29 protein-coding genes are annotated in these 26,083 nt (G+C 45.2%); 12 read left to right on the top strand and 17 right to left on the bottom strand.

What is annotated here, in order from left to right:
• The first annotated feature begins 534 nt into the window (after window positions 1-534).
• The 4 genes from D0A34_12835 to D0A34_12820 all read left to right on the top strand — a co-directional run bounded on the left by D0A34_12835 (window position 535) and on the right by D0A34_12820 (window position 3,911).
• Window positions 535-1,272 (top strand): Mo-dependent nitrogenase, encoded by a 738-nt coding sequence (locus tag D0A34_12835; GenBank protein UNU22277.1) that lies wholly within the window; start codon window positions 535-537, stop codon window positions 1,270-1,272.
• Between the two features lie 577 nt (window positions 1,273-1,849).
• The gene (gene obgE / locus D0A34_12830) at window positions 1,850-2,890 is read left to right on the top strand and encodes a GTPase ObgE (protein ID UNU19634.1); all 1,041 of its coding nucleotides are present in this window, start codon (window positions 1,850-1,852) and stop codon (window positions 2,888-2,890) included.
• Window positions 2,891-3,591: 701 nt separating this feature from the next.
• Window positions 3,592-3,705, top strand: coding sequence for a hypothetical protein (locus tag D0A34_12825; GenBank protein ID UNU22276.1), 114 nt, complete (start codon window positions 3,592-3,594; stop codon window positions 3,703-3,705).
• Window positions 3,702-3,911, top strand: coding sequence for a hypothetical protein (locus D0A34_12820; GenBank protein ID UNU19633.1), 210 nt, complete (start codon window positions 3,702-3,704; stop codon window positions 3,909-3,911). Before D0A34_12825 ends, D0A34_12820 begins: the two co-directional genes overlap by 4 nt.
• Window positions 3,912-3,928: 17 nt before the next feature.
• Here the strand turns inward: D0A34_12820 and D0A34_12815 are convergent, their stop codons facing one another.
• The 3 genes from D0A34_12815 to D0A34_12805 all read right to left on the bottom strand — a co-directional run bounded on the left by D0A34_12815 (window position 3,929) and on the right by D0A34_12805 (window position 7,065).
• Window positions 3,929-4,330, bottom strand: coding sequence for a hypothetical protein (locus tag D0A34_12815; protein UNU19632.1), 402 nt, complete (start codon window positions 4,328-4,330; stop codon window positions 3,929-3,931).
• A 65-nt stretch (window positions 4,331-4,395) separates the two neighbouring features.
• Window positions 4,396-6,021 (bottom strand): serine hydrolase, encoded by a 1,626-nt coding sequence (locus tag D0A34_12810; protein UNU19631.1) that lies wholly within the window; start codon window positions 6,019-6,021, stop codon window positions 4,396-4,398.
• A 255-nt stretch (window positions 6,022-6,276) separates the two neighbouring features.
• Window positions 6,277-7,065: an RNA methyltransferase gene (locus tag D0A34_12805; GenBank protein ID UNU19630.1), complete on the bottom strand. Its 789-nt coding sequence runs from the start codon at window positions 7,063-7,065 to the stop codon at window positions 6,277-6,279.
• 90 nt (window positions 7,066-7,155) lie between these two features.
• Here D0A34_12805 and D0A34_12800 point away from each other — a divergent pair, with 90 nt between their 5' ends.
• The 4 genes from D0A34_12800 (at window position 7,156) to D0A34_12785 (ending at window position 9,258) form a co-directional block, all read left to right on the top strand.
• A complete protein-coding gene (locus tag D0A34_12800) occupies window positions 7,156-7,311 on the top strand; it encodes a DUF2256 domain-containing protein (GenBank protein UNU19629.1) in 156 nt (51 codons plus the stop codon).
• Between the two features lie 71 nt (window positions 7,312-7,382).
• Window positions 7,383-8,318 (top strand): isoaspartyl peptidase, encoded by a 936-nt coding sequence (locus D0A34_12795; GenBank protein UNU19628.1) that lies wholly within the window; start codon window positions 7,383-7,385, stop codon window positions 8,316-8,318.
• 520 nt (window positions 8,319-8,838) lie between these two features.
• Entirely contained in the window at window positions 8,839-9,009 is a 171-nt protein-coding gene (locus D0A34_12790) for a hypothetical protein (GenBank protein ID UNU19627.1), read from the top strand.
• Between the two features lie 33 nt (window positions 9,010-9,042).
• Window positions 9,043-9,258 (top strand): hypothetical protein, encoded by a 216-nt coding sequence (locus D0A34_12785; protein ID UNU19626.1) that lies wholly within the window; start codon window positions 9,043-9,045, stop codon window positions 9,256-9,258.
• A gap of 701 nt (window positions 9,259-9,959) precedes the next feature.
• Here the strand turns inward: D0A34_12785 and D0A34_12780 are convergent.
• The 4 genes from D0A34_12780 to D0A34_12765 form a co-directional block, all read right to left on the bottom strand.
• Entirely contained in the window at window positions 9,960-10,322 is a 363-nt protein-coding gene (locus D0A34_12780; GenBank protein ID UNU19625.1) for a hypothetical protein, read from the bottom strand.
• A 363-nt stretch (window positions 10,323-10,685) separates the two neighbouring features.
• Window positions 10,686-10,850, bottom strand: a complete 165-nt coding sequence (locus tag D0A34_12775; protein UNU19624.1) for a hypothetical protein — start codon at window positions 10,848-10,850, stop codon at window positions 10,686-10,688.
• Window positions 10,789-11,181 (bottom strand): hypothetical protein, encoded by a 393-nt coding sequence (locus tag D0A34_12770; GenBank protein UNU19623.1) that lies wholly within the window; start codon window positions 11,179-11,181, stop codon window positions 10,789-10,791. The genes D0A34_12775 and D0A34_12770 overlap by 62 nt, the downstream gene beginning before the upstream one ends.
• A 195-nt stretch (window positions 11,182-11,376) precedes the next feature.
• A complete protein-coding gene (locus D0A34_12765) occupies window positions 11,377-11,586 on the bottom strand; it encodes a hypothetical protein (GenBank protein UNU19622.1) in 210 nt (69 codons plus the stop codon).
• 586 nt (window positions 11,587-12,172) lie between these two features.
• On the opposite strand from D0A34_12765, the gene D0A34_12760 reads away from it, so the two are divergent.
• From D0A34_12760 to D0A34_12750, 3 genes are all read left to right on the top strand, one after another.
• Window positions 12,173-12,328: a tetratricopeptide repeat protein gene (locus D0A34_12760; GenBank protein ID UNU22275.1), complete on the top strand. Its 156-nt coding sequence runs from the start codon at window positions 12,173-12,175 to the stop codon at window positions 12,326-12,328.
• A 136-nt stretch (window positions 12,329-12,464) separates the two neighbouring features.
• A complete protein-coding gene (locus D0A34_12755; GenBank protein UNU19621.1) occupies window positions 12,465-12,890 on the top strand; it encodes a hypothetical protein in 426 nt (141 codons plus the stop codon).
• Between the two features lie 386 nt (window positions 12,891-13,276).
• Entirely contained in the window at window positions 13,277-14,020 is a 744-nt protein-coding gene (locus tag D0A34_12750) for a hypothetical protein (protein ID UNU19620.1), read from the top strand.
• A gap of 180 nt (window positions 14,021-14,200) precedes the next feature.
• On the opposite strand, the gene glmU is transcribed toward D0A34_12750, so the two are convergent.
• The 3 genes from glmU to D0A34_12735 all read right to left on the bottom strand — a co-directional run bounded on the left by glmU (window position 14,201) and on the right by D0A34_12735 (window position 17,091).
• Window positions 14,201-15,589, bottom strand: a complete 1,389-nt coding sequence (glmU, locus tag D0A34_12745) for a bifunctional UDP-N-acetylglucosamine diphosphorylase/glucosamine-1-phosphate N-acetyltransferase GlmU (protein UNU19619.1) — start codon at window positions 15,587-15,589, stop codon at window positions 14,201-14,203.
• Between the two features lie 779 nt (window positions 15,590-16,368).
• Window positions 16,369-16,737 (bottom strand): hypothetical protein, encoded by a 369-nt coding sequence (locus tag D0A34_12740; protein UNU19618.1) that lies wholly within the window; start codon window positions 16,735-16,737, stop codon window positions 16,369-16,371.
• 132 nt (window positions 16,738-16,869) lie between these two features.
• Window positions 16,870-17,091, bottom strand: a complete 222-nt coding sequence (locus D0A34_12735) for a hypothetical protein (GenBank protein UNU19617.1) — start codon at window positions 17,089-17,091, stop codon at window positions 16,870-16,872.
• A gap of 14 nt (window positions 17,092-17,105) precedes the next feature.
• Between D0A34_12735 and D0A34_12730 the strand changes: the two genes are divergently transcribed.
• Window positions 17,106-17,930 carry a sulfurtransferase gene (locus tag D0A34_12730; GenBank protein ID UNU19616.1) on the top strand — a complete coding sequence of 275 codons (825 nt, stop codon included), beginning with the start codon at window positions 17,106-17,108 and terminating at the stop codon, window positions 17,928-17,930.
• A 339-nt stretch (window positions 17,931-18,269) separates the two neighbouring features.
• Here the strand turns inward: D0A34_12730 and D0A34_12725 are convergent, their stop codons facing one another.
• The 7 genes from D0A34_12725 to rfaE2 all read right to left on the bottom strand — a co-directional run bounded on the left by D0A34_12725 (window position 18,270) and on the right by rfaE2 (window position 25,723).
• Window positions 18,270-19,742, bottom strand: coding sequence for an MBOAT family protein (locus D0A34_12725; GenBank protein UNU19615.1), 1,473 nt, complete (start codon window positions 19,740-19,742; stop codon window positions 18,270-18,272).
• Between the two features lie 596 nt (window positions 19,743-20,338).
• Window positions 20,339-21,895 carry a histidine kinase gene (locus tag D0A34_12720; GenBank protein UNU19614.1) on the bottom strand — a complete coding sequence of 519 codons (1,557 nt, stop codon included), beginning with the start codon at window positions 21,893-21,895 and terminating at the stop codon, window positions 20,339-20,341.
• Window positions 21,892-22,911 carry a serine/threonine protein kinase gene (locus D0A34_12715; GenBank protein UNU19613.1) on the bottom strand — a complete coding sequence of 340 codons (1,020 nt, stop codon included), beginning with the start codon at window positions 22,909-22,911 and terminating at the stop codon, window positions 21,892-21,894. Before D0A34_12715 ends, D0A34_12720 begins: the two co-directional genes overlap by 4 nt.
• A gap of 211 nt (window positions 22,912-23,122) precedes the next feature.
• Window positions 23,123-23,521 carry an anti-sigma regulatory factor gene (locus D0A34_12710; GenBank protein UNU19612.1) on the bottom strand — a complete coding sequence of 133 codons (399 nt, stop codon included), beginning with the start codon at window positions 23,519-23,521 and terminating at the stop codon, window positions 23,123-23,125.
• 263 nt (window positions 23,522-23,784) lie between these two features.
• On the bottom strand, window positions 23,785-24,162 hold the full coding sequence (locus D0A34_12705) for an STAS domain-containing protein (GenBank protein UNU19611.1): 378 nt from the start codon (window positions 24,160-24,162) through the stop codon (window positions 23,785-23,787).
• A gap of 55 nt (window positions 24,163-24,217) precedes the next feature.
• Entirely contained in the window at window positions 24,218-25,087 is an 870-nt protein-coding gene (locus D0A34_12700; protein ID UNU19610.1) for an STAS domain-containing protein, read from the bottom strand.
• 141 nt (window positions 25,088-25,228) lie between these two features.
• Window positions 25,229-25,723 (bottom strand): D-glycero-beta-D-manno-heptose 1-phosphate adenylyltransferase, encoded by a 495-nt coding sequence (rfaE2, locus tag D0A34_12695; GenBank protein ID UNU22274.1) that lies wholly within the window; start codon window positions 25,721-25,723, stop codon window positions 25,229-25,231.
• Window positions 25,724-26,083: the final 360 nt, after the last annotated feature.

Genomic DNA, 26,083 nt, shown 5'->3' with positions numbered 1-26,083 from the left:
TGACAGGCGGTAACAGTTTCCTCTTATATTTTTATTTCAACAGCTTAAAGCCGGCTCGCTGTTAATATTGTGCAGCCGGCACAGAAAAATTTACAAAAATATATATTAAAATGTAAAGAGAGCGAAGTTCGATCGTCCCTGGGTGACAAACCCAGTGTCTGATTAGATCCAACGCTTGCAAACCTTTTATTTGTTGCGAAAAATTGGGTTGCTAATGACCATCGGGTTTGCATAAAATTCGATCGTCATCTCGATGGGTGCAACTAGAGTTAAGATGAATTCAACCAACCTATTCCTCCCGATAGATGACTTTTTAGGGAATAGGATTAGCCAATAGATTAGCTCGCTAGTAAGCGATGCTGCTGAGAAACAAATATGCTTTTAACACGTCCACTACAAGCGTTTGGAGCAATCTTCGGGCACAAACCTTCCACAAATAGATCATCCATCGACCAAAAAACCAGTAAAAATTATTGGGAGGGGAATATTGAGCCCGCTGTAAACGAACAAATTGACTGGTACATCCAAGTGGAAATGCTAATGAGTAACGCTAAATCTTCCTGCACAAATGAAGAGATTACTGCTTGGCTGCGGGGATTGCTGACAATTGCTTGGGCAGACGGCAACTTTGACGAAGACGAGCAAAAAATGATTGCAAATCTAACTCAGGATGAACTACACCCGGTATCTTTTGAGGCGGGTTTTGAACCTATTGCGCCAGAGGAATTAGCCGCTGTGTTAGGGGAAGACACCGCCAAAGGCGAGGATTTTTTGAGGACAGCAGTCATGGTAGCCTTGGCAGACGGTACCTACTCGCTCAGCGAAGACGAGGTAATCTATAAGTTTTGCACAGCTTTGGGGCACAATGTAGAGGCGCTCGAAGCTCTGCGACACACCATCGAAGACAGCAAGTGCGATGATCCGCAGGGGCCCAGCAGCCAAATAGTCTTTGATGCGAATGTCGCCCCCGCCGCCGGAACACCCCTTTCATCTCGGCTACCTAAACCTCACCACAAAAATGTCCTGCAACCCGTCAAAGACTGGCTTGACGGCTGGGAAATTCACGACCCCAAATTGGCACACTTTGTCTGTAAAATTATTCCGCCCCAGTGTCCATTTGAGCGAGATGTCGTGTTATTTGGTCGCAAAATCGTCCACATTCCGGCGATGTGCCAGATTAACCCACTTTACGAACAGTTGGTGGGGATGCGCTTTCGAGCTCTCTGCTATTTGGCAGATGAATGTAAGGAAGATGTATCGTCATATTGTTAGTAGGAGAGGGTAATTGCGAATTGCTAATTCGTTCCTGGGCGCAGAACCTCTATCTGTAGGGTGCGCCCACAAGCAGTTTTCCGCTATAGTTAGCACGTTAAATCCGTATTTGCAGAACTCGTGTAATTAGCAATGGCTAATTTGCTGTAGAGGATTTGCGATGATTTAGAAACCCAATTTTTCCACAAAAAAACCTTTTTACAGCTATCCGCCCCCTTATAAAAATCGGGCTTATTCAGTTTTTGTGCGAGTGTCCTGCTATTATTAAATCGGCTTTGATAATACTAATTAAACAAAAGTTTTGGTACAATTCTCAATCTTATACAAATTATTAAAAGCAGATTTAGGAGCCGGACACGGCAGTGCTGTTTCCCTACAGATGCTCTGGTAGAATCTCTCGCTCTGCACTACTTTTCAGAATTGGTATAATTATATTTCTCCGGCAACAGTAAATGGCGGCTAAACTTGGCTTTCGTCGGCCGACGCGGACGGAAGGAAAATGGGAATATGGTACTTGGATCTGGTATCATAATAAGTAATGACTATTGACTACTGACTATTGACTACTGACTAAATTATGCAATTTATCGATCGAGCAGATATTCAAGTCGCAGCCGGCAAAGGCGGCGACGGTATGGTAGCTTTTCGCAGAGAAAAGTATGTACCCGCGGGCGGGCCCAGTGGCGGCACCGGCGGGCGGGGCGGTTCTGTGTTTATGGTAGCGGTGGAAAGTCTGCAAACGCTGCTAGATTTTCAGTACAACCGGATTTTTAAAGCCGAAGACGGGAAGCGGGGCGCGCCGAAAAATATGACTGGGGCTTCTGGGGAAGATCGCACGATCGAAGTTCCCTGCGGTACAGTTGTTTACGACGCGGAAACTCAGGCAATCTTAGCAGATTTAGTAACACCGGGACAGACTTTTTGCGTTGCCCAAGGCGGCAAAGGCGGTTTGGGCAATAAGTGTTTTTTGACTAATTCTAACCGCGCTCCAGATTATGCGATGCCGGGAAAAGAAGGAGAACACAAGTTTTTGCGTTTGGAATTGAAGCTATTAGCTGAAGTGGGAATTCTCGGGCTGCCGAATGCTGGCAAATCCACTTTAATTTCTGCTTTGTCTGCAGCTCGCCCCAAGATAGCAGATTATCCGTTTACAACTTTAGTACCAAATTTGGGCGTAGTCAAAAAACCGACTGGCGACGGTACGGTGTTTGCAGACATTCCGGGATTGATTGAGGGAGCTCACGAAGGTGCTGGTTTGGGTTACGAGTTTTTGCGGCACATTGAGCGGACTCGGTTGTTGCTGCATTTGATCGATGTTACGGATGAAGATCCGATCGCCAATTATGTCACAATTCAGGAAGAATTGAAGGCTTACAGGCGTGGTTTAGCCGATAAACCGCAGATTTTGGCTTTTAATAAAGTAGATGCGATCGACCTGGAAAGCGAAGAAATCGGTAATTTAATCAGCCGACTTAAAGAAATTAGTGGCGCTCCTGTTTTGTTGATTTCCGCCGTTAGTAGAGTTGGATTGGATGAATTGATGCAGCAAGTTTGGCAAAAACTCGACGACATGAACGAGAAAGAGGCGGAGGCGCTGTCAGCAGTCGGAGTCTTGTAGTTCCTAGAAAAAGACCTCTCAAGAGTGCCGATATATCTAAAAACATCTGCAAACCGTCGTTAATAGACATCGACGCTCCATAATGCAAAGTGCATCTGTTGGGGGAACAGCCGAAAGATTAGGGGCGCTATTCATCTCTGACGAGCGTCAGTGCCCCACCAATAAACCTTGTACTAGGCAAGCATCCATTATCGATATAAAGTAAGATGTCACAATCAGGCTATTGTACAATTATTATTGCAGTACAATCAATAGTTAAATGCTAATTTGTTGGAGTAGAAAACAACAAATTTTAATAAATCTTAAGGTTGGTGAGATTTAAGGTAAGCAGTTAGCCTTCATTCCTGTAGAAATTTGATTAGCCTTGATGAAGCGTGAAATTAGAGTTGCTCGAAGTTTCATTAAAGGAACTCTAATAGCGGGAGGCGTCTTCGTGCTCGTAATTAGTGGAGTATTAGTTTAGGCAATTATGGGTGGAGATAAATTGCCTGCCTACCCTAATGTTATCACCAGAGCAGTTATTGTTGGATTTGCAAGTGCTGCATCAATTTTTGTTTCTTTTGTTTACTACCTATGCCCAAGATGTAATCGTAAACTTTCAGCAGTGAAAGAGGCAAAGCCAGCTATTCACTACTACTGTCCTGACTGTAATATTGAGTGGGATTCGGGATGGCGAAATCGAAACTATTAGCCTCGATTTGATGGATGGGCCAACCATTACCGTACCTCTACTTTGCTATCCCCCATTGCTGAAAGCGACACCCGCACAGCGCCAGAAGTGGCAAGTATGCGGCGGTGGTTACGGCATTCCTTGAGAAGAAATCGATCGCGATCTCAGTACCGAAAGAATGTTGCGCGGATCACCCGCGACGAAAGCTTAATCAATGATTTCTCTACTCGGGCGATCGCTATTCCACAAATTCAGCCCTGGACGCATCAAGACGAAGAAACCGGGTTTTTTACCGTTTCTGGGGCTGTAACAAAGTATTTCGTGAAAAACCCGGTTTCTCGGCACCGGTGAGTAAGTCGCAAGTATTGTTAAATTCCGCTTGAGTCGCGGATTCGCCCATTGTAATCAACTCTGATTCGGCCATCTTGGGAAACCGTAACAACCGTTTCTACAGTATAGACAGACGAACCAGGCTTGGAACCCTTAAAAGTAAAAGTCCAAGTTCCATCGCCATTGTCAACAAACGGCGATTCCTTAGAAGTACCGTGCATAGAAGCTTCAGCTCGATAGTTGCCTAAACCCCCATTAGCCCTTTCTGCTGCTTGACGGGCTAAGTTTTTTGCCCGATTGAGTTCGATATTATTGTTGATCACTCTCGCGCCGTCGGTCTCATATTCAGGAGCAGGATTAGCATTACTCAAGGCGGGGGAGACTCCAACGGCTAAAGTTGAGAGCGCTACCAGACAAGCAAGTCGAATGTTTAGTTTCATAATACAAACTGATTTATAGTTTGATAAAGTCTACAACACTTGCCCGAAAAAACCCGGTTGAATTTTCAATTTTTAATTTTCACTTGTGAATCGGCTGGGGTTTCCTCACCGTTCAAATAGCGGTAACTAATCCGAGAAATCTCCCGAATCAATGTTTGAGCTGGCTTCTCCGTTTCCGGTGAATGCTTCACCATCACCGCCACTAAATAACGCTTACCGTTCGGCAAATCCACCATCCCCGCATCCGCTAGCATTGTATCAATGTTGCCGGTTTTGTGAGCAATAACCGAACCTTCGCCTAAACCTTTCGGCAGCAAAGAAGCGTTTTGAGTTTGGCGCATGATTTGCAAAATGCGATCGCGCGATTTCACCGATACCAAATTACCCCGATCGACCTGGGCTATGATATTAATCAAATCCTTCGGACTGGTAGTATTAGTTCCCTCCAAATCGGGCAAATTATTACGCAGAACCGTGGTACTCAAACCCCAATTTGCAAAATGCTGATTCAAAACCTCAGCACCTCCCAACAACTCAATCATCATATTTGTCGCCGTATTGTCGCTGACAACAATCATATTTTGGGCAACTTCCAAAGCCGAATACTTCTTCCCAGGAGCCTGATCTTGCATCTCCCCAGAACCGCCGACAATGTGTTCGGACTTCAGCGTCAGCATCTGATCTAACTGCACTTTGCCCTCATCTACTGCTTGGAAAAAAGCTACTAAAATTGGCACTTTAATTGTGCTAGCTGAAGCAACAGCAGTATCGCCATTAAAATTTAGGTAGCTTCCAGTATCTAAATCGACTAGAAATATTCCGGCTGTCAAACTAGGATTTTCTGTTGCTAAAACCTGAACTTGCGTTTTCAAAGCTCCTAATTCTTGATTCAGTTGCAGCACTTCTGGGGCTGCGGGTGCCGCAGATGCGCTATCGGCTGGGTTGTTCTGCCCTGTGCTGGTTTGTTCTTCTGTCGCTACAGTGGATGCTCGACTCACAGCATTTACCACCGACAGCAGCGTACCGCAAATCACCGCTATCCCAACTCCCAAAATCAGCAAGCGAGTAGCATACACCAACGGCGGTACGCTCCGAGGTGCAGAGCGTTTACCCGGTCTCGGACTCGCTTGTGGGCGCGGTTTAGGCAGGGGGGGTTTTTTGGCATCTGCGGGGATTACCGTGTCTGAAATGCGAACTGGGGGCGAGCTGGGACGACTTCCACGGGTTGCAGGGGGAGTGGCAGTTGGGAGCTGGCTGTTGGGATTGCTGGCGATCGAACTCACATTTTCCCGCTCCAGATTCGGGTTCGGAAACTCGAACATATCGACAGCAGCGAGACCTTTTTTGCCTGGTTGGCGAGTCTTCGACTGCGGAGTTTTGCTGGTTCTGGGTTTTCTGGGGTTAATTGCCGATCGGGGATCGGATAAAAAGTCTTGTGTAGTAAATTCTTCCGAAGATGTGGGAGAATTGGCTCCAATTCTGCTGCCGCGGCCCTGTTGCAGTGGCAAAGTCGCTGGTTCGGGCGATCGAATTTCTGAATTGGCGTTTTGCGGTTGCGGAGGGCGGCGGCGACCCGAGTTGCCAGACGGACTTGCTTTGCCGGGCTTAGGCTGCTTTGAGCCGGAGTTGGGAGAGGATATCGACGAGGATATCACCGATAATATCGATCCTTTGGGAAACCGCTCTGCCACGTCTTACTCCTTCATCACTACTGTAAATTTCAAGTTTAAGATTTTTCAGCTTGCCAGCCAATCAATTTTAGATTTTAGATTTTAGATTTGCCCCACACGCTGCATGGTATCAGCAACCAAGTTTATTGCTCGCAAATTATCGCAAAGCTTAGGTTTTTAGTCAAGAAACCCTGTTATGAAGGTGACAAGTGGGGGCAGGAAAGTTCTCTGTGAAAAAAATCCTCAATCTCACCTCCCCAATTATCAGCATTTCTCCTAGCTATCCGTTGGATTTTCCGGCAACGCCCCATCCAGAGTATCAGAATTTGCCTCTTGTGGGTAAGTTTTGATTGCCCATTCTGTTTGGCGGAGGACGCCCCGCAGCATGGCGACTTCATCCACTGTCGGATAGGCTCTGTTGTACAAACGCCGAAATTTTTCCATCCGGCTTGCTGCTGTGTGCTGCTGCAAATATCCTATTTTGAGTAACAGCGTTTCTAGTTGCTGGTAATATCCCTCTAAATTTTCCAAGGGAGCCGATTCCTTCTGGCCACTGACAACTGACAACTGACAATTGACAACTGACTTGTATAGTTCGTAGCAGCAGATAGCGACGGCTTGGGCGAGATTTAGGGAAGTGTAGGCATCGCTGCTGGGAATGCGGATCAAGCGTTGAGCGCGGTTTAATTCGGCATTGGTCAACCCGCAGTCTTCTCGGCCGAAAATTAGGGCGCTGGGGGCTTCAAGGAGCCAAGGCAAGGCATCTGCGGGTTCTTCTAGTTGTGTTGGCAACGATCGACAATCATCCCCTGTAGTTGCGATCGCTCTGACACACCCTACCAAAGCAGCGGGCAAACTCTCGACTACTTTGGTAGTTTCCAATATGTCGGCGGCGCGAACAGCCATCAGTCGGGCTTCTTCCCCTAAATGATCGCACTGGGGATTTACCAAAACTAATTGGTGCAAACCCATATTTTTCATGACGCGGGCAACAGAACCAACATTCAATGGGCCTGCAGGTTCGACTAAGACGATTCGGATGTTGGCGTCGGCCGTTTCGAGCATTTTTATTTGGGGAGGTGTTAGGCAGAAATTGGTTGTTTTGTTTGTTTTGATTAAAATTTAATCACTAACTAATGTAATGTCCAAATTAGCATGGCCAAGCAACGATCGAAATCTGATTTACCGACAAAAATGTGTCCCGTGTGCGATCGACCTTTTACTTGGCGCAAAAAATGGGCCGACTGCTGGGATGAGGTCAAATACTGCTCCGAACGTTGTCGTCGCCGCCGTTTGGCGGCTCAAGATTAAGAATTTAGGGCAAGTTGCTCGATCGAAGCTAAGATTGCAAAGGAAAAATTTTAGGTATTAGGTTATAAATTATGGCATCGCAACAAGTGCAACCAAAGTTAGTTATTCACGGCGGTGCGGGCAGTTCTCTACATAGTAAAGGCGGAATTGAGGCGGTGCGGAAATCGCTTTACGATGTTTTGGAGGAAGTTTATCCGCTGCTGAAAGACGGTGCAAGTGCCGTAGATGCAGTGGTGCGGGGCTGCCAATTGTTGGAAGATGACCCGCGATTCAATGCCGGTACTGGTTCTGTGGTGCAGTCGGACGGTCAAATTCGGATGAGTGCTTCGCTGATGGACGGTTTGATGCAGCGTTTCAGCGGGGCGATTAATGTTTCTCGCGTTCAACATCCGATCGAACTTGCTCAATTTTTGCAGCATTCGGACGATCGGGTTCTCTCTGATTTTGGTTCGGCGGAATTGCTGCGAGAACTTCAATTGCCGATTTACGATCCGATGACGGATTTGCGCTTGCACGAGTGGATGCAGGAACGCCAAGGCAATTTTAGCAAAGCAATGGCTGACGTGGTGGCGGAACCGGCTGGTATGGGTACGATCGGAGTCGTAGCTTTGGATGTTAATGGACGCTTGGCTGCTGGGACTTCGACTGGCGGCAAGGGTTTTGAGCGGATTGGCCGGGTTAGCGACTCGGCGATGCCGGCGGGAAATTACGCGACTGGAAATGCGGCGGTAAGCTGTACGGGGATTGGCGAGCACATTATGGACGAGTGTTTGGCCCCGCGAATTGTGATTCGGGTAACGGATGGTTTGAGTTTGAAAGCTGCTTTTGAGCGTTCTTTTACTGAAGCTGACGAACGTCAACGGGATTTTGGCGCAATTGGAATTGATGCTAGCGGGGCGATCGCTTTCGGCAAAACTAGCGAGGTGATTTTGGGTGCTTTTCACAACGGTATGGAAATGGGCGATACTTTGGAAATGAGCAAGGGAAAGCTGATTTTTATTGCTTAAAAAAGCGATATAAATTGTCAGTATGCGGTTCAGATACCCGAGTTTTTGAATAATTTGGGTATCTCGATCGGCGTTAGTTTTATATCAAATATGGTGGCATCAGAATGGATATTATCGACAGTCAGGAAACGGCGCTGTGCCGTTTCCCTACAATTCATCTGGCGATGCTTACTTTCTTCCCGCCCAAAGAATATAGATAGAGGTAAAATGAAAAAAAAAGGGAGTAATAGAAATGAATCTGAGCCAACAATTGCGGTTGGTAAGGCTAGAGAAAAAGCAGCGGCAACGACTGTACTACAATAATCAGCAATCCTATATCAGGCAAAGGTTATCGGCAATTAGGCATCTAAGTGAAGGAAAAAGTCGTACAGAAGTGACCAAGCTACTAGGCTGCACAGATCTAACATTGGCAAGAGGGGTCAAACCCTACTTAGAAATCGGGTTATAGGGAATAGTCTAACCAATCAAGCACCAGGTAAAATCAAGACTGGATCAAGAAAAACGGCAAGAATTAAAGAGAATGATTTTAGAGGAGAAACCAACAAAGTATGGGATAGACAGAGAAATTTGGACAGGAAAAATCATGGCGGCGGTAATAAAGCAACGGTGGAAAGTAGACCTAAAAACGTCGAGAATCTCTGAAATTTTAGCCGATCTAAATATATCTCATCAAAAAGCGCATCGAGATTAGGCAAAGGGATCGCCAGAGAAACAGAAGGAGTATGTGGAAGTCCTAAAAAAAATAGCTGAGAGAAAGAGTGGGAATAGAATAGTATTTTTGGATGAATTTGCAGTCACGAATCGACCAAGCCTATACTATGGATGGGTCGAAAAAAATACGCGACCAGAAGTGGCATCAAATGAAGGGAAAAAAAGAGAGAAGCTGAATAGACTTTTAGCGGTAGATGCTATAAGCGGAAAAAAGTTTGTCAGACTATAGCGGTTCTTGGGTAGATGAGGTACACAATTCAACTTCAAAAGCTTGACAACACAGGGTTTCGACGTACTCCATCTTTCTGAGAAAGGCTATATCACCTACAGCCCAAACCGAAGATATAGCATTATATATAGGAGAATTGTGCCCACCAAGTATCAAATAAAAAGCGCATCATATAACGATATTGTTGGATAATAATTCGACCCATAGAAAGAAGATCAAGAAATATTTAATAGCTGAACAAATAGCATCAGAGATAGAATAAAATATCACAGTAGAGTTAATTTATACACCAACCTACTCACCGAACTTCAATCTAGCAGAATCTCTAATTCATTTACTAAGACTGAGGCTACTACACCATTTGCGAGTGGGAACGAGCATAGAAGAGGTAGAAAAACGAATAAAAGAATTATTTGAAACGGAACAATTGCAGACACAAAGTCAAATCGCAAAGACAATTCAGCAGATATACAACGTGATTCTATAATCTTACAGCGGGAAGGGAGTACGATTGCATAAATAGCAATTTTTTCAGCCAGCCTTAAAGTATCCAAATTCTATTCCTAGATCCAATTGTATGGCTTAAATGACTCAATCGAAGCATCTTATCGCGATTTATTGAACAGCTTGACAGCGCGTAGCGCCCGACGACAGGCGCTACGCGCTCGGAAACCGCTTCGCATAACTAGCAACTTGCGTTATTAGTCGTTGAACGTAAAGGTTTCTAGTGTACAAAGATTAACTTTATATTTTATACTTTCTTCCCCATCATCAAAAACAGCTCTGATATCGTAAGTACAGACATCCCGACTGTCGGAAATAATTATGTTTGTAGATTCTCCCGGTCTCAGTATATCTATACCAAGAATGTCTTCCTCCCAATCATTTATTCCTGTGGGAGAGGTCTGAAATGTTGTTATATTAGTAGCGGTATTGTTAGTAACCCTAAACTCCAAACTTTTCGCTAAAACACTCTTTGCTGTCATTACGGATAGTGGTAAGGCTAAGGCCGTAGTAACCATTAAAGTCTGAAAGATTTTAGCGATTGGAACTGAATAATTCATTGTTAAGGAAGGCAAGCTGTATAGATTTTTCATCATCAGAGTCTAGTTAGGGATATTAGTAAAAACCGAAGTAGCATTACTACAACATAAATAAATCTACCTCCTTCTTAAGGAAGATGTCAAGAAAATTGCAGGGTGGGGAGGAGCTACCGAAGCTGTTAACCGAGGCAAGATAGGCTAAAACCATTGCTGTGAAAGCTTTTTAGAACCAAAAAAATTTTGTGTAACTTTTTAGACATTAATTAAACCACACTCTCAATGGGGTTCAGCCGGGATACGCGCAAAAGAGGACAGGTTGTAAAATTTTGTAAAGCAAGGCAGTTGAAACCATTGATTTGTAGAGATTTTGAACCAAAAATAGTTTCAGTCGAGCCAGAAATTCTGGAAGCGGTCTGGCGATAACTCCGTGTAGCCAATAGTGTGTTGAATATTCTTGTGTCCCAGATAAGCCTGAATAGCTCTGGTGTCATGACCAATAGATGCTAGATAAAACCCATAGGCATGATGGCGTAACGGCGACTGATTCATGGCGGTACACGTCTGCCAAATGCTTCAGCAGTTCGCCGTTTTGCAGGTTCCAGAGTTTGACTGTGCCCGTGCGCGATCGTGTCAGCAGCGTTTTGCTGGCGGGACTGAAAGCCATTAGCAATACCGCTGTTGAATGTCCGAAAATCGTCTGCCGCAGTTCCCCGCTGTGCAAACTCCAAATTTTCACTGTACTGTCCTCTGAACCCGTTGCGAGGAATTGTCCGTCGGGACTGATAGCTGCAGACAAAATCCTGCCTGAATGGTGAAGAGTGGCTTTTAAGATGGCGCCGGTTGAGGTTTTTGCCTGCGTTTTATATCCGGCTATTTCCAGTCAGTCGATCGCATCTCTCTCATTTTTGAGCTCATTTCGCGGCCGATTTGTCAATAATTCTATGTATCGGTACAAAGTTTTTGACAAATCAACTTCGACACCTTTGATTTGTTTGTTGAGAAAAACCGCAATTTCCGCTGGGCTGTAGCCGCACAACAAGCTACACAGATGCCGCTTTTCTACGGGTGTCAGCCCTCATCTGGTGTGGGGGGCTAATTCTTGTTTGGCATTTGCCAAGTCGGTATAAAGCTTTTGGATGTCCCAGCCGTTGCTTGCCCCCGTGCAAATGGTTCTTCGGGTCGATCGCGGGTAGAGGGTATCATTTGCGGCAGTCGCGATCGAGTTCCTAGTCCAAATCCTAACCAAAATCCTAAAATTCGCTGGGCGCGATCGAACTGTTGTCACCGCTAATCTATTTTTAACACAGCAAACAGCGGAAAGAGTTTCAGGTTAAAAATGTGCCGAAATCCTTACCTTTACAGTTTGCTAAATAATTATACACCAAGGGAATAAATAGAAAATGCCTGGTATTGCGATCGTCTTGTTTTTTGGCGGTCTGGGTTTTATTTTAATTTTTATTTGTTATATTTGGGGGTTATTTCAAGCTATTAAACCACCAACTCCGTGGGAAGTGCTTTACTTTTTTGTGGTCTTTACTTTATGGGTATTTCATATTAAAAATTGGAGCTATAAAAAAGTTAGTAAACAATTTTTACTTCAAGTTACTGGATTCCTCGTGTATTTCTTGTTAGGCATTATTATTGCATTATTACCTGCCATAGGTATTTTCCAAACCGATGGTTCTGTGCCTAATGTAGATCAGGGGTCGAACGAGCAATCGCCATCTTCTTTTTCTTCTGATTTCAACACTTATCCATCCCTCTCTCAAGAGCCATCTCCTGCTGCCGAGCCATCTCCTACTGTTGCTGCACGTGTAAATGAGCCTAATTCTGCTCGTGTTGTTGCTCAAAATTCTGATTTCAAACAATTGATGAAACTCGGTTATATCTACTACGGGCAGGGAGACTATGAAACCGCTTTAATAAATTTTAACAGAGCTTTACAGATACGTCCGGGCGATGCTTATGCTGTCAAGGCTGTTTACAACACCAAAAGTGCGATCGTCCAAAGCAGTGTCAAAGAATAATCCGTGCATTAAAAATTGCAGACAGCGGATAGATAAGTAATTTACCTTCTTTGTAAAAATCCCAAATAAACTGATGAAACTTCTCACGAAACCACCAACTCAACTAACAATTTAAACTTGCCGCACCAGGGATGGTTTGATATTAATTTTTCCGTTCATTGTCATTGGACTATTGCAGATTATTTTAGCTTCAAATTGGATAGGTGGAGGCATATTTCTGTTATTTTCGCTGTCTTTGTTGGACGGTGCGATAGATGAAACATATATTTTTGATAAAACTTTTAGCAAAATGACCATTAAAGGACGGGGTGTATGGCTTCGTGATGTTACCGAATGCCCAACTCGCGAGATTTCTGCGGTAGAATTAGAGGAAATAGGAGATAGCGACGGAAATCGTAGCTATTATGTTGATTTGTGGATGTTCGGGGGCGATATCCTCTGTTTAAAAAGCTATTCACTAACAGAACAACACAAAATGGCTGACTTGATTCGCAGCTATATCTCGATTAGGGATAATCGCACGCTTAGCAATGTATTTGGCCTGCAAGTCCGTGAACCGTAGCTATCCTGTAGGGAATCGCCCAAATTAATAACTAACGATAATTAAGTAGGCGCAAATAAACCTGCCAATGTAACAAAATGTAAACCTGTACTCACCTGGCTGATTACTTTCCTACGGAGCGCGAAGCTAACGTTTTATTCCCTATAACATAATTAATATATTTTTAAGATTCATCTATTTTAAATAATGGAAAGCTATCTTAAACCCAGCAGCAGGTAAACTCGCGACATTGGTGGCCTGTCAGAAATTTTAGTGCTAACCTATTACCAAAATAAAAGGGGTCATCGCAGAGGACGACTTCAAATAATATATAAGTTAACAATTCGGCTGATCGGGGTTAGTAAGGCGATCTGTAACATCATTTTTGGAATTTAAGGGCGAGATAAATGAAAATAATCAAGCAAACAGCAAGTGAATTAATAATTCAGACTCAAAGCATATTGGATTTTTGGTTGCCTAGTTGTTTATTCATGGCCTTTGGACTGTTCGGGCTGGCTTTTGATTATCATAAAGCAACCCTGAGCTGCCAGCGATTGCAGGCAAAACAAGGCAGTTGCCAGATTGTGCGATCGAATTTACTGGGTTCAAAAATCCAAGAAATTGAGCTTGCTTCTTTGCGGGGAGCTAAAGTTCAAAGATGCGGGTATAAAACCAGAGTTGTACTTCTGACTTCTGCGGGCAATGTTCCCTTTACTGCTAACTCCACTAATTGGGGAACCCAAGACGCTGTTGCTTCTGACATCAATTTTTTTGTTAAAAATGCAAAAAACCGATTGCTGCGCTTAAGCCAAGACGAGCGCTGGTTGGGATGGACAGGAGGCATATTTTTGCTCACAGGAATCGCAGTGATCGTCTTGAGAAATAATGAAATCTACAGCTTCGATGGAACTTTAAACATCTTGAGTGTGGAACAGCGGGGTTTGTTGGCAAGTAAAGTAATTGAATACTCTCTGTGCGAGATTTATGGGGTGGAAGTCGATCGAACAAAAGATCTGGATAAGGACATTTGGTACGAAGTCAGACTGTTAGTTTGTGGAGGCTCTCGCATCTCCCTACCCCGCACTATGAGTCTCTACGAGCAAGAAAAAATCGCCAAAGCGATTAACAACTATCTGCACCAGCAAAAATAACAAAAAATAGCCGATCGCCATCAACCCGATTTCTCAAGCTTGCCGAGTTACGCAGAAACCGGGTTTTTTACCAAAATCTCTCCTAGAGCGCGATCGCCCCCGTTATAAAAACCCCGTTTCTTTGGTATCGAATGCGAAACTCGCAGGTGGAAACTCATCATCTCAAAAGTGAACAATCGTTCACTTTTGAGGTTCTTTCAACTTCCAACCTGGTTTGACAACTTGCCGGGAACGGGCAATTACTAAACCATCATTCGGCACATCTTCTGTCACCACAGAACCCGCCGCTACAGTAACATCTTCCCCCAAAGTTATCGGTGCAACCAGCACGCTGTTAGAACCCGTTTTACTCCGATCGCCTATTTGAGTTTTGTGCTTGTTTTTTCCGTCGTAATTTGCCGTAATTGTCCCAGCACCGATGTTGACTTTTTCTCCCAAAGTCGCGTCGCCTAAATAAGACAAGTGAGCGACATTAGTTCGCTCGCCTATTTGAGTATTTTTCAATTCTACAAAATTGCCGACGCGGCAGTTCGCCCCAATTTCTGCGTGTCCCCGCAAGTGGGCGTAAGGGCCAATTCGCGAATTTTCAGCAACCATACTGTCAGAAACCACCGAATAAAGCACAGTCACATTGTTCCCAATCTGACTGTTTTCGATCAAGCTGCCGGGGCCGATGCGACTCCCAGAGGCTATCGAAGTATTTCCCCGCAAGTGAGTTTGCGGTTCAATTACCACATCCGGCTGCAATTCTACGGTATCGTCGATCGTAATGCTGTTGGGATCGAGCAGCGTGACTCCCGCCGTCATCCATTTGTCCTTTACCCGCGTTTGCAAAATATCGCAAGCTGTGGCTAAATGTTTGCGATCGTTAATTCCCAATATTTCTTGATAATCTTCCACATCCACCGCCATCACCGGATTGAGGAAATTTACCGTATCAGTTAGGTAATATTCTTTTTGGTCATTATCTGCCTTCAATTCTGGCAAAATTTTCTCTAAATCCGGCCAGTGAAAACAGTAAACCCCTGCATTAATTCGGTGATTTTGCTTTTGAGCTTGTGTGCAGTCGCGGTCTTCGACAATTTGCTGGACTAAGTTTTGACTGTCGGTAAATACTCGCCCGTACCCTTGAGGATTAGGTAAATTAGCTGTCAATAAAGTAGCAGAGTTTTGGTGCTGTTTGTGAATTGCCATCAATTGTTTGATAGTTTCTGCCCTCAGCAAAGGTACATCCCCATTTAAGACTAGCAAGTCTCCTTGAAATCCCTCTAAGTGAGGCAGCAATTGTTGGATGGCGTGACCTGTTCCCAATTGTTCGGTTTGTTCAACAAATTCTAGGGGAGGAAGTTGAGAAATTTTCTCCGATATTTCTTGACCTCTAATCAGAGCTTCTTTAACGAGTTCGCCTCGATAACCGACGATGACAAGTCGCCGGGTAATTTGAATTTCTTGACAACTTTGCAGGACTCGCTCAACCAGCGAGCGACCGCCCAATTCGTGTAGAACTTTGGGCAAGTCAGATTTCATGCGCGTGCCGCGTCCAGCAGCTAAAATTGCTATTGCTACCATTGTACGATCGAGTTATTTGCTATAAAAACTTGAATATTGACTAACTGATGATATCACTCGCTGTCCGCCGATGGCACTGCGATCGCACAAATTTTTCATCTAAAATTTCCCATCTCGCATCCGCGCGATCGAGGCTTTTTTCAGCCGGATGTCGGTTTTAGGGACGATGCTTGCGGTTCAACTTAATGCCGTTGCAGTATCTGATGTTGCGCCCCCGGTATCAATTACCAGCTTGAAGCAATGGTATTATTTGGCGACTTAGGGAGAGGATTTGTGGCTGTACTGCAAACCTGAGTTCGGTTCGCAGAAAGGACTAAAGTCTTTTCCCAAGGGATGCCAGGGCTAGCGAGAGTGATAATTTGCATCTTTGGGCTGGGATTTGCCACGATACATTATACTATTTGTTGAATTTCAGTTATTGTGTTTTCAACTCCAAAAAACTCTTTCTGACTTTTTCATTTTTTCTTCCTTCTACCTTCTATCTTCTGCGTTATCAGGTGTCCAGCTATGACAGAGCTTAATTTTCAGGAACTTGCCAAGCAGGGAAATCCGCAGGGCATCGCATCTTGGCTAAACAGCCGGTTGCAATCTGAAGGCATCACAGCCTCGGCGAATCTCGACGGCGACTGTTTGGATCTAATTCTTGAGGCCGAGCAGGTACCCATAGAAAATACATTAGTTGATTTTGTCCGCACCGAGCTGACGAATTTGCAGCCGGATTCGATTCGCAAAGTGAAGGTTGAGGGCCGAGAAAGCGGTCAGATTGCTGCTGCTTGGAGTCAAGAGTTTAGTTTGGAGAAAAGCACTTTGGAACCACAGAGCTTTGGGGGAGAATCTGTGCCAAATACTGCGGTTGCTAATATGGACGATCGCACAGAGATGGATAACAATTTTGAGGAGGAAAAAGCGCCGGAACTTGCTGCATTTGAGAATCGGCTGCGCTCAACTTTCATTGTAGTCGGGCTAGTAACAGGTATGTTGGCGATCGCCGTGGTGGCGTTTGTCGGTAAAATTTTGAACCAGCCAGCAGCAACTGCGGGGGAGAATCCCGATGAAACAGCAAATTTAGCAACTGCACCGGATACTTTTCGAGAAGCCGTTAACAGCGCACTCAAAGCAGCAGAATTAGGGCGAGTGGCAAAAAGCAAGGAAGATTGGACTACAGTTACCGATCGTTGGCAAGAAGCGGTCTCATTAATGAGAAGAGTACCAGTCTCTAGCCCCAACCATCAACTAGCTCAAGCAAAAGTAATCGAGTATCAGAAATATCTGCTTTACGCTCAAGAAGCAGCAGTAACTCCCCCTCTGCCAACTCCAACTCCCGCACCAGCCGAAAAATTACCTGCGGAAAAAGCAACTCCTAAAAAATCCAATTCGCCCAAAGAAACTCCGGAAAAAGCAACTCCTAAAAAATCCAATTCTGAAAATAGAGCTTCAGAGAAATCTCCTTCCGACAAAGCAGAACCCGAGAAAAAATCTCCTTCTAGATAATGTTCAAATATAGATTTGAAAAATTATGACTGACAACACTTTAATCGTTTCTCCTGAATGGTTAGCCACCAATACCGACAATCCGCAATTTGTAATCATTGACTGTCGGTTTTCCCTTGCCGACCCTGAATTGGGACAAAAACAATATCAAGAAAGTCACATTCCCGGAGCTTTCTATTTAGATTTAAACCGCGATCTCGCGAGTTCAGTGGGCAAACACGGCGGTAGACATCCGCTGCCAAATATGGAAGAATTAGCTGATAAATTGAGCGCGCTCGGCATTAATTCACCAGAAACTTTAGTCGTCGCATATGACGATTCGCGGCTGGCTTTTGCCGCTCGTTTGTGGTGGCTGCTGCGATATATGGGACATAGTAAAGTCGCTTTGTTAGACGGCGGTTTCAGCGGCTGGAAAGCGGCGGGCTATCCGGTAACAAATACTTTGCCCGACCCCCGCGAGGGTAAATTTGTTGCTCATTTGCAGCAGGATTTGGCGGTCGATATTGAGGCGGTAAAAGAGCGTAAAGACTTGCCAGGGAAGGTGTTGGTTGATTCGCGAGAAAGCGAGAGATATGAAGGTTTGCGGGAGCCGATCGACCCCATTGCAGGTCACATTCCGGGTGCGGTTAACTATCCTTGGCAAGGGGTGACGGATGAAACTGGAAAAGTGCGATCGGCATCCGAACAAAAGCAGCGGTGGACAGAATTAGAAAAAGCCGAAGAAATTATTGTTTATTGCGGTTCCGGGGTGACGGCGTGCGTTAATTTACTGTCTTTAGAAATCGCCGGAATTCCCGATGCTAAACTTTATGTCGGTAGCTGGAGTGACTGGTGTTCTTATCAGTTGTAGGGTGCAGAAGCGAGATGATTGTTGACTGTTGAGTGTGAGTTGTAGGGTAGCGGGCATTCGTGTCAACTTAACGTTAAACCCTCAGTCCGGCAGCGCTTGAAACAAGAACCTCAAAGCGAAATTCCTCGCTATGAGGACTAATGAGTTCTTCACTCCTCTTTGAGAGGACTTTAGCTATGAGACAGGGAATTCATTCCCTGGCGGATTGTTGGGTGAGTGGAAGGACTGGCGAACTAAAAGCTTAAGTTGACACTAATAGGTAGCGGGGAATCACTGCGGCGCACCTCAATGTCGTCGTAGGGTGCGCGCTGTGTACCTTACGGGGGATTACATCCTACCCTAAAAATCAAAATAAATATAAGGCAAACCGCCTTCGGGAGCCAACACCCAAACCGCATACAAACAAAGCGGCACTAACACCAATTTCATCGGCCAATTTAACTCTAACTTCAAACCCCGGCTCAACGCATAATTTCCCAGCATCGCCGCAGCCAAAGCCGCCAACATCCAAGTTAAATGCACTCTTTCCAAACCCAAAGCTTCGCCATAAACTTTCTCAGCAAACTGTACGTCAGCAGTGTGTCCCCACAAATGCGAAATCGCCCATCCAGAATCCTTTAAATCGGGAAGGCGGAAAAATATCCAACTACCAAAAACCATCGCCTGAGTCAACAGCCAACCGATCGCAATCCCGATCGGATTTTCCCACAAAAACTCAATCCGCAACCGCTTAAACAGCACATCAGTCACCCTGTGAACCGCCAAAGCTAAACCGTGTAAACCCCCCCACACAATAAATCCCCAAGCTGCCCCGTGCCAAATTCCCGCAATTAACATGACAATTGACAAATTCAGACAAGTGCGCCACAAACCGACTCGCGAACCGCCCAAAGGAAAATACAAATAATTGCGTAGCCAATCGCCTAAAGTCATGTGCCAGCGTCGCCAAAAATCAGCTATGCTGGCACTAAAATAAGGAAAATCAAAATTTGGTGGCAAATACCAACCCAGCAGCAAAGCAGTACCGCGCGCCATGTCAACATAGCCACTAAAATCGAGATAAAGTTGCAGCCCGTAAGCAAAAATAGCCAGCCACAAATCCTCGCTACCCGCCCGCTGCAAGTTGGTAAAGCTTAAATCGACATAAATTCCCAAGTTATCTGCGAAAAGACCTTTTTTTACTGCACCAAAGGCGATCGTCCAAAGTCCCTCAGAAATGCGATCGGGCGTCGGAAATTGCTGGGTTTTCAGTTGATATATCAAGTTGTGATACCGAGTAATCGGCCCTGAAATCAGTTTTGGAAAAAACAACTTGTAAGCAGCAAAGTGCAGCAGCGAAGTAGCAGCCGGCGCGCCTCGGTACACGTCAATCAAATAAGCAATGCACTCAAAGCAAAAGAAACTCAATCCCAGGGGTGCGATGACGTGACTTTTCACCCAGTCAGCCCCGTCGATAGCGAAAGGCCAATTGAACAAAGTGCCGATCGAACTCAATAAAAAAGGCACATACTTAAAGCCCAGAAGCAGCAACACATTCAGGCAGATGCCTATCCACAGCAGCAACAAACGGCGGCGGTTCCAAGATTCATTGGCAATTCGCCAATCCAGAGGTTCCCCAATCGCCATCGCCAAGCAGTAATTAAACAAAGCACCGACTAACAGCAGAGGAATGTACCAAATTTGCAGCGAAGCGTAAAAAATCAAACTACCCGCCAACATGATGAACATCCGCCACCACCGCAGCGGAACCAACCAGTAAGCCGCGAACAAAACTAACAAAAATAGGGCATATTGAAGGGAGATGAAAGTCATACCATTTTAGATTTTAGAGTTTAGATTTTAGAATTGGGAATTGGGAATGGCTTATTTTGTATGGGTTCGGATTACGGGCCTACTCTTGCATTACTTTTATTAATCGAGACTTTGCTAAGAACAAGATTTATCATGGATTTTAGCCGATCGCCTACACGAAAATAGGCCCTCGGTAAGTCCCTACTATGTAGTCGCCAACTGAGAACTGCTACATTTTACAGCACAAAGGTTAAATGCTGTTGCAAATTAAATAAATCTTGCCTGCTCTAAATTAACGCTCTTACGAACAATATAAAATACGGTGAAAAAAATATAATTAGGTTCGCAGCATCCGACTTCAGTTCTCCAAAGCTACAATGCCTGATATCATTTCCCTTTGCATCGGAATAATATTTTTCATCGTGCAGTCCTAGCACCCGGCACAGCAAAAAAGTGATGTAACCCAAAATGTTTTGAATTCATCACGATAGCAGGTATTTGATAAGTAGTCCGATCGCATTTCCAACCTTCCCAAACCTCCAATTCGGTCAGACCCGGTATCACAATGTCGATAAAAATTGCTTGCGGTTGCTCAAAGAGCAGCCGCACCCAAACCTTCAGCGCCGTTGGCGACCTATATCGCAGTACAATGAATTGGTGGCAAGTTTTTCAGCAAATACCGAAAAACTATCTTCATCCTCCCCAATCAAAACTTTGGCTGCTGAATCCGCCGCTGGCGATGCCCCGGAACCCCGCAAGCTACGAGAATTTGCGCTTGCCAGCGATATTTCATCTCCCTTAGCAGGGGACATTTCCAAAGGGTTTTCTTCCTCTCCAGGATACAGAATCGGCAGTGTTACAAAAAAAGTCGAACCCACTCCGGGTGAACTTGTGATTTCAATGCTTCCCCCTAGAAATTCCGCCAGTTTTTTGCACAGAGACAATCCCAATCCTGTGCCTTTGACGCGCTTCTGCAAGGGGTTTTCGAGTTGGACAAATTCTTCAAAAATCCGCCTTTGATCGGCTGGGGCAATGCCGATGCCAGTATCTGCTACTGAAAAAGTAACTGTTCCCTCCTCTCCCATTTCCGCAGCAACTCGAACTTCACCTGCTTCGGTAAATTTAAGGGCATTAGAAATCAGATTTCGCAAAATCTGAGAAACTTTGCCCTCGTCGGTTGTAAGGATTGGAAGTTCGAGAGGATCTTCAAAAATTATAGAAACGGCAGAGTTTTGGGGAAGCAGGGGGCGCATCATTCCTCGCAGGGCGCTGAACAAATCTTCGACTTCAAAATCAGCCACGCGAACAGTTAGTTTTCCGGCTTCTACTTTGGCTAAATCTAACGAGTCGTTGACAAGTTCTGCGAGAGACTCGGCGGATTTGTAAATGTAATTTACTTGCTTGTCCTGTTCGGGGGAAAGTTCTCCGTCAAGGCGATGTAACAATATTTCCGAAAGGCTCATAATGGCCGTTAGCGGAGTACGAAACTCGTGGCTCATATTAGAGAGAAAGCTGGTCTTGAGTTCGCTGGCGCGCCGGAGAGATTCGGCCTTATCGTTCAATTCAGCGTAAAGTGCCAGGACTCCGCGATTGGTATCTTCTAGTTGTTGATTTAATTGTACGAGTTCTTCTTGACGCTGGCGGAGTTCGTCTAAAGTGCGTAGTAATTCTTGATTTTGCTGCTGAATTTCGGCATAGGGATCTTCGGGAATTTGGCGCGCTAATTTGTCAACTAATTTATTTAGTTCGATCGCACTCAGCGCAGGCATATGTTTGGAAAACTGTTTAATTAATTGTACAGCCGTTCCGCGATCGGGCGCAGAGTCGATTTTCACTTCGTCCATCAACCGTTTCGCTGCTGCTAAACCGAGTCCCGCGCCGGTTTGCGATCGAAAATTGGGGCTTAACACAGCCGGTAAATCAGCAATTCCCGGCCCGGTGTCGGAAATCCGAGTCCGAAAAATTTGGGGCGATTCCCCTTCCACAATGAATTCTACTTTGCCACCGCCTGCATATTTGAAAGCATTGCGGGCAATTTCGGAAACTGCTGTGGCGATGCGGGTTTGTACTTGGGAATCGAATCCCAGCCCTTTAGCAATTTGGCGAGCTCTTTGGCGTACTTGTACGATGTCTTGTTCAAAGCGGACTTCCGTCGTCAGGATTGGGTAACTCACGCTGCTTCTCTCACCTTGGCTACTATAACTGTCATATCATCGCGAGTGCGTTTGAAGTCCCGGTAGAGCACGGCTGCGATTAAAGCCGGATGTCTGGAGGCTAAACCCGGGTAGCGGTTTAAATTCCACTGCGCCGCCAAACCGTCGGAGTGCATGATGAGTAGGGACTGCTGCGACCAAGGATAAACAAATTCTGCTACTTTTCGCATCATATGTCCAACTGTGCCATTGTAGGAAACCATGGTGCGGCTTTGGTTATTTGTGACCACTACACCGCTGATGTTGCCAATTCCGGCAAAACAAACTGTTTGTTGGGTAGGATCGATTTGGGCGATCGCCGCAGCCGCTCCTCTGGTATTTTTTAAAGCAGCGTGCGCCTTCTCTAAAATTGCTTTCGGCCCGAGTTTGGCGTTTTCCTCAAATACCCGCACTGCTTCGCGAGACGCTTCCTCCGCCAAATCCCCGTAGCCAAGCCCGTCTGCAACTAAAATCAGGTTTTTGTCAAGGTGATTTTCCGCAGCCCACGAATCCCCGCAAATTTGCTCTCCTGCTTTCGGTAAGTGGATAACCCCTAATTCTAAGTAATTGCTGTTTTGGGATGCTTCCCGGCTATTTTGGGTCGGTTCCAGCCGCGCTAATAAGGCTGTCCCCAGTTTTGGTACAGAATGAATATCAAAAAAAGTAGAGAGGCGTTTAATTGCCCCCAGTCCAGTTCCAGGGCTTCCCGCTGTTGAAAAACCGTCCCGCAGACACAGCGAGACATTTGCCATGCCTTGCCCCCGGTCTAGCGCTACTATTTCAATGCTATATCCTGCCGTTGTTTTTAATGTTCGCAGCAAAAGTTCTCCTTCGCGGGCGTGCTTGACCACGTTTTTTGCTGCTTCGGTGGTAACAATTGCCACTTTACCGCGATCGGTCTCGTTAAATCCGACTTCGGTCGCGAGGGCGACTGCGATTCGGCGCGCTTCTCCCACTTGACTTTCTTCTGTTACGGGCAGGGCTACGGCATCTATCATTTTTTATCAGCTCTAATCATGAAATCCTCCATAGGCCAACCCTCTCCGGGTATGGGGTTGCATTCCAAGAATCACTTCTTGGCTTTGCTGGTTGCTCTTTATACCAATTTAAAAAAAGAATGCCACTATACGCAAGGTCCAAACCCCGATAGTCATCAGTCATTCCCAATTCTTTAATCTAAAATCTCAACTCTCAAATCGTATTACTTACTCACCGCCAGCGGACGATCACAATTTTAGTCCCCTTACCCACTTTGGAAACAATCTCAAATTCGTGCATCAACCGCTTGGAACCACTGAGTCCCAAACCCAAACCGTGATTAGAAGTATAACCGTCAGTCATTGCCAATTCGATGTCTGGAATTCCTGGCCCCTTGTCTTCAAATATCAGCCTCAGCCCTTTGCGGGTGCCTAATTGGAGCGTTTCGAGAGTTACAGTTCCCCCTTTGCCGTAGTCTACAGTATTGCGGGCGAGTTCGCTGGCTGCGGTAACGATTTTCGTTTGGTCTAATAAACCGAATCCCATTGCTACAGCCCAACTTCGCACTTGCTGTCGGACGTGGACTATATCGGATGACGATCGGATTTCTAGTGTCTCACGTTTTGACATGGCGGCTACTGTACCAAAATAGAACTTCTCCCCAAAATATAGGACTTACGCTCATCAACTTAGTTTCTCCTAATAGGACTTACGCACTTACTACGATTTTCTCTCAAAAGAGAACATAGTCCAGGAATCTCAACCCTTGATTTAACCCCCTTGAGTGCGTAAGCCCTGTCCTAAGAAATCTTCAGTTTGTCAACAAGGTATCTACAAACAAACTAGTTTTCTTGACTGCCTGTGCCTCAGTCAGGGGACTATTAATCAACTGCTTACGCTTGCTCGTCAACAGACCAACCCAAGGATTTTCTTAACAAAATCATGCCCTTTTCAACGCTTAAAGCTGTGCGAACTCCTGTCAGGGAAAGCCCCAGCTCAACGAGCGTAATAGCAACCGCTGGCTGCATCCCGACCACAACTGTTTCCGCATCTAAAATTCGCGACATACTAGCGATATTGTTGATAATGCGACCGATAAAAGAATCAACAATTTCGAGGGAAGAAATTTCTATTAACACACCTTTGACACCTGTTTTGACGATGCGGTTCGTCAGGTCATCTTGCAGGGTCATTGCTAACCTGTCGTGCATATCTACTTGAATTGTTACTAGCAAAAATTCTCCCATTTGAAGTATCGGTATTCGTTCCACAAATTCACCTACTTGCTAACATTTACTTGAGTTATCATGTCAGAGCGCAATATTTTTATCTTTCCTCTTTAAGATTTTTTATAGTTAAACCTTGGCGCTGCAACGCGACTTTAAAAGCATCTGCTAAAGTAGCTTTTGTCAGAATATCCTGCAAGTCAACTCCCAAGTGAACTATGGTTTGAGCTATTTGCGGGCGAATGCCACTGATGATGCACTCAGTACCCATTAAACGGGCGGCTGCTACAGTTTTTAATAAATGTTGAGCAACTAAAGTGTCAACAGTCGGCACGCCTGTAATGTCTAAAATCGCAAATTCTGAGCCGGTTTCCATGATTTCCTGCAACAGAGTTTCCATTACTATTTGAGTGCGGGCACTGTCGAGAGTCCCGATCATCGGTAAAGCGAGAATGCCTTGCCAAAGTTTGACTACGGGTGTTGACAATTCGAGCATTTCTTGCTGCTGGCGTTCGATGACTTCTTCGCGAGCTTTGAGAAAAATTTCTGTTACCCAAAGGCCAAGCTGGTCTAATAAACTGGTGGAAAGCCAAAGTTGTTCGACAAGTGCGTCGCGGTTTTCTGTCAGTTCATGACAAAGCCGATCGAACAATGGCTTTTTGAAGCATAAAATGAAACTCGCTATCTCTGAGGGAGTAAAACCTCTCTGAACGCGCGATCGCGAAACTTCTGCTAGCAGCACCCGCATATTTTCCCATTCGGATGTCTGGATGTCGCTATAGTTACCGTGCCCGACTGCAATGTGGAGCAATTGCAGGAACTCTTGACACTCGGAGCGCAATTCTTTTGCTCTCATCAAGTCGTCCCGCCGCAGCCCGGTATTTTGCAGTTCTTTGAGCCAGTCTGCTAGTAACTCTGCTTTGTGTCTTTGTAGGATTTCCGCGATCGTGTTATTGCTTGTGAGTTCCATTAAAATTATCTCCTGCTTAGCAATTGGGATGAAGTTGTACGAGCGATTCCCTACGGGATAGCTTCGCACGCGCATACTTTAGTGTTTTTTGATGGGGCAACTTCTGAGTTTAGCTCACTGTTTGCTGTTTGCGATCAAGGGTTAAGTACCTAATTGTAAAATGCGTTTGACGATCGCACTGGTAGAACTCGGAACTTCTATTTCGATCAAGGAAATCTTGCCACCTCCGGCGATAACGGTCGGTGCTTCCGGCAGAGTTTCGACTTGATAGTCGCCTCCTTTAACGTATATATCAGGCTTCAGGATATTTATCAGTTTAGTTGCTGTAATCTCGGAAAAAATTACTACGGCGTCTACTGGTTTGAGAGCGGCTAACACTTCGGCTCGCTGATTTTCCGGTACGATCGGGCGGGGCGGCAATCCCGGCTGCTGCGGTTTGATAGCTTGCACGCTGGCGTCGCTATTCAAGCCCACAACGAGCGATCGCCCCAAATTTTTTGCCGCCTGCAAATAGCGGACATGACCGCAGTGCAGGATATCGAAGCAGCCGTTAGTAAACACGATCGGACGCCACTTGTCCGGATCGGATGCGATCAATCTTTCAAGTTCTCTCAAGGTGTAAACATCAGAAATCATTGCAGTCATTACCACCAAATTTGAACAGCGGTCAAAATTATCCTACCAAAAAATGTGATAGTTTGCACTTTCGCTCTTGAATAATAAATCCTTAAACCTCCTGGCAATAATTAATAGTTGACCATGAGTAAATAGTGATTAGTAATCTGTGACTATTAAGCAAGAAGGGATAAGTAAAAATTACCTGCGACAAACCTGATATGGTAAACACAATTCCCGAGTAAAAAACCGCTACTCGTGTATTTGTGACTGCCGTATCGTGCTGTTGGTAATTGGAGGTTAAAAAGGTTGGTAAACAATTATTTATTCCCGCCCTCTCTTATATCAATTACTATAAGACAAGGGATTTAGTTTCACCGC

It is taken from the genome of Microcoleus vaginatus PCC 9802, assembly GCA_022701275.1.
In the GTDB taxonomy this organism is placed as follows: Bacteria; Cyanobacteriota; Cyanobacteriia; order Cyanobacteriales; family Microcoleaceae; genus Microcoleus; species Microcoleus vaginatus_A.
Note: the sequence above shows the minus strand (reverse complement) of the source record. Positions and strands in the feature narration are given on the sequence as shown.